This window comes from Microcoleus sp. S28C3 (genome assembly GCF_036700785.1).
GTDB lineage: Bacteria > Cyanobacteriota > Cyanobacteriia > Cyanobacteriales > Microcoleaceae > Microcoleus > Microcoleus asticus.
Map to the genome: position 1 here is coordinate 1 of NZ_JAUBPO010000238.1, position 3,462 is coordinate 3,462.

Annotated in this window: 4 protein-coding genes; 2 read left to right on the plus strand and 2 right to left on the minus strand. The window is 43.4% G+C overall.

The genetic code is table 11. From position 1 onward, the window contains the following. Positions 1-172 precede the first annotated feature (172 nt). A complete protein-coding gene (locus tag QUA13_RS32005) occupies positions 173-571 on the minus strand; it encodes a hypothetical protein (protein WP_333205059.1) in 399 nt (132 codons plus the stop codon). 656 nt (positions 572-1,227) lie between these two features. Here QUA13_RS32005 and QUA13_RS32010 point away from each other — a divergent pair. Both QUA13_RS32010 and QUA13_RS32015 read left to right on the plus strand, forming a co-directional pair. Beyond that, the gene (locus tag QUA13_RS32010) at positions 1,228-1,371 is read left to right on the plus strand and encodes a hypothetical protein (protein WP_333205060.1); all 144 of its coding nucleotides are present in this window, start codon (positions 1,228-1,230) and stop codon (positions 1,369-1,371) included. A 133-nt stretch (positions 1,372-1,504) separates the two neighbouring features. After that, positions 1,505-2,614 carry an extracellular solute-binding protein gene (locus QUA13_RS32015; protein WP_333205062.1) on the plus strand — a complete coding sequence of 370 codons (1,110 nt, stop codon included), beginning with the start codon at positions 1,505-1,507 and terminating at the stop codon, positions 2,612-2,614. Between the two features lie 76 nt (positions 2,615-2,690). Here the strand turns inward: QUA13_RS32015 and QUA13_RS32020 are convergent, their stop codons facing one another. Then, a complete protein-coding gene (locus QUA13_RS32020) occupies positions 2,691-3,305 on the minus strand; it encodes a hypothetical protein (protein ID WP_333205064.1) in 615 nt (204 codons plus the stop codon). Positions 3,306-3,462 lie beyond the last annotated feature (157 nt).

The following is a 3,462-nucleotide window of genomic DNA, read 5'->3' on the forward strand; positions in this document are numbered from 1 at the left end:
GAAAAATCTGTTCTCAATCCTTTTGGTTTGTCCTGGATGCTTGAATAACTGTTTCCCCGAAATATTGAGGGGATACGAAAAAACTCTATGCAATGACTCTATAAGTTGACGAGCATAAATCAACGCAACTTGTATTTTTTTGAGATTAATGCCCGATCCCCGCTAGCAATATTTAATGAGATCCGCCTACCTGTTGCGAGTGCACTCTTTTGGCGAGCAACTGTTCTTCCAAAGCAGCTATTCGATTGTAAGCTGCTGTTAGCTGAGCAGTTAGGCGCTGGATTTGAATTTCTGCGCTCAGCTCTTTTTCGATGCTTTGAGAATTCTTGTCGAAGTAGCTGTCATCTAACAGTATGTCTTTGTGTTCGAGGAGGCCGTCGAGACGGCTGTAGCTTTGATATGACGAGGTTTTGTCATTTCCTACCGTTCCAGATCTGGCGTTTCTCTGCTGCTGGGTCAGCTTCGTCTCCTGGGCTGACTCGAATAGCTTGTCATTGAGGTTTTCTATGAGTTTGTAAAGGGCCTCGACTTGTTGGGTCAATAATGTAACTTGCTGCTGGAGCGGTTCCATACAATCATCCTTTGGCTCGTAACTTATATCTTTACATATAAGGTAAAACTTTACATAACTGCGATTTATCACTAAATTATTTAATTTTTGACGTAATTGTTGTGTTCCCAATCCAGACGGTAGATTTAGGAAGCCAGCCTGAAGATAATCGATCGCCATTCGTGACTCGATTTGAGATTTGAGATTTTAGGTTTTAGATAGTCTTGGATGCAAGAACCTAGTTTTTTAACCCCCATACTTCGTTCAAACCTTCAATCAGAGTTAAAACATCAGGTTTCTGAGAGTCGGCTCGCGCAGCGTCCTATTAGATTGACTTCGCTCTAGCGAGTGCTTTCAGGATTGACAATAGTGGATTTTTAGTTATTAAGCTGTCGCGGATTTAAAAAGGATTTTTCACTTTCGACATGACTGACGTTGGGAAATACCGCTCGGTTTTGTAAAAAGCGTCATCCAGCGGCAGAGGGCAACACTCTCCTTGTTTCGTTATATTAACAAATGTAACATAGAGGCAGTCGATCGCCAACGGGGGCGAGCAAAATTGGGTCAAACTCATATGCTGCACCATTCTCGCTTAACAGGCTTTCCGGCCTGTTCCACAACAAGTGCATTTTCTTGTGGGGTGTGCAGGAGAGCCCGCCCATAGAAGGCCATCGAGGATGGTGCAAGATGTGAGGTCAAAAGAACTTTTCGGGGAGAAATCAGGCGTTAAGTTGACGGGGCTGTCGGCATCGGAAAGCTCGATCGACAAGGTAGAAGGTAAAATCAGGGCAAGAGTCAAACAGACTCACAGCGCAGCATAACCGAGTACAATGGCTCTGTGTTTGAGGAAGAAATAAGATAAATCGGCGCCAATTACCGGACTCGACAAACAATTATTTTCCGGGCTGCAGAACACACAACGATCGGTCAATATTTAGAAAAGCGGATTCACAGGTGAAACGAAGGTCTTTGCTATTGGGGGCCGCCACCCTAACTTTAAGTCAATTGGCGGCAGGGTGCGACTCCAAGCCCATTCTCAAAATTCGATCGCTCAAAAACAGTATTCCGGCCCAACTGGTAAGCAAATTTAGCCGCGATGTACAACCGTCTCCGCTTTTGCAGGTAACGCAAGAACCACAATTAAAAGAATTATTCGCCCTATTGCAGGAGTGGAAGCAGGTTCCCAAATCAAAAAATCAAGCTGACTTGGTGATGTTGGGAGATTACTGGCTGACTTTGGCAATTCGGCAAAAATTGATTCAGCCGATCGATCCTGCTAAGTTTGCTAATTGGGCACAATTGCCCGAAAGATGGCAAAAACTCGTCAGGCGCAACGATGACGGTCAATTAGATCCTAAAGGTAAAATTTGGGGCGCACCCTACCGCTGGGGAAGTACAGTAATTGCCTATCGAACAGATAAATTCAAGTCTTTGGGGTGGACTCCCACAGATTGGAATGACTTGTGGCGATCGGAATTGCGCGACCGAATTTCTTTGCCGGACAGTGCGAGAGAAGTTATCGGTTTAACATTAAAAAAACTCGGAAAATCTTACAATACGCAGCAATTAGATAAAGTCCCAAATCTAAAAAAAGAACTGGCAAATCTGCACCAACAAGTTAAACTTTATAGTTCTGATGCTTACCTGCAACCATTAACTTTAGGCGATACTTGGCTGGCAGTAGGTTCCTCTGGGGACTTGCTGCCGCTGCTGCAAACTGAAAAGGATATTGCTTTAGTAATCCCGGTTTCGGGAACTGCACTTTGGACTGATTTGTGGGTAGAACCAGCATCGGGAAATCCTGTTTCTTTAGTGGAAAAATGGATTGATTTTTGTTTGCAGCCTCGGATTGCTCCTCAATTATCTTTGCTGGCTAAGGCTAGTTCGCCGATAATTGTCGGCATGAAACCCGAGGATTTGCCGGAAGCTGTTCGCACTAATTCTGTGTTGTTGCCGGATGCTAAGATTCTTGCTGCTAGCGAGTTTCTGCTGCCGTTTGGGGATGCGGGGATCTCGCTGTATCGATCGCTCTGGCAAGAAAATCGGCAAGTAGTTAAGAGTTAAATTTGAATTTATTTACCGGGATTTTTGTGCTTAACGATTCTTACTATTTGCATCAATGCTGGAGGATATTGCATCACTATAGGTGACAATTTAAACCAACAGCAAGGCAATCTGGATAGCAAGCAAGAGTTTCCTGAACTTTGAGGTTCCAGTTTACTTCTGCTTCGCTCATGTTTACATCACAGTTTAAATAAGTTCTCATGAAAGCCTGCACGCTTACTTCTCCACCCACCTCATACCACTGACCATCAGGGGTTACAAGAGCATAAGGAACTACTTCAGGTAGCTCTACTACCTGACATGGGTAGCGAATAGGTGTTGCAGATTCTCTGGGTTCAGCTTCAATAAAGCTGTACCAATCCCATTTTCCTTGAGGATTAATAGTTGTCATTCGGTAGAAACCATATTCATCAGCCCCTGCTGAGTCATCTTCATACCAATCCAAATTGAGCTTGGCTATCTCTTCTAAATCCTCACTTGAAACCTCCATATCTTCTGCTAATTTTTGAATGCTTTCCTTCGGGAGAGTGGATAAACGTTTTACTTCTTTTTCAACTGCTGCTATATCTAAATACTCTTTGTATGGTTCAACGCCTAATTCAGAGTAGTAAGGACTAAGCAGTTTTCTTACTTTTTCTTCTGCGTTGCTTGTATCGGGAGGTAAAATAACCAATACTTTAAAATGCGCCATTTAACTTACATTTCTTACTTTGAACCCTGAGCGCTGAAGCGCAACAACAAACCCCGAGCGCTGAAGCGCAACTGCGAATCCTAAGCTGTTGCACATTTAAACTGTGATACAAGCATTACCCTTATTTTTGATTTTGCGACTCCATTTAATTATTAAT

Excerpts from the sequence above, each read along its gene's own strand:
- QUA13_RS32020 (WP_333205064.1), bottom strand. The coding sequence starts at position 3,305 with ATGGCGCATTTTAAAGTATTGGTTATTTTACCTCCCGATACAAGCAAC.
- QUA13_RS32005 (WP_333205059.1), bottom strand. The coding sequence starts at position 571 with ATGGAACCGCTCCAGCAGCAAGTTACATTATTGACCCAACAAGTCGAG.
- QUA13_RS32010 (WP_333205060.1), top strand. The coding sequence starts at position 1,228 with ATGGTGCAAGATGTGAGGTCAAAAGAACTTTTCGGGGAGAAATCAGGC.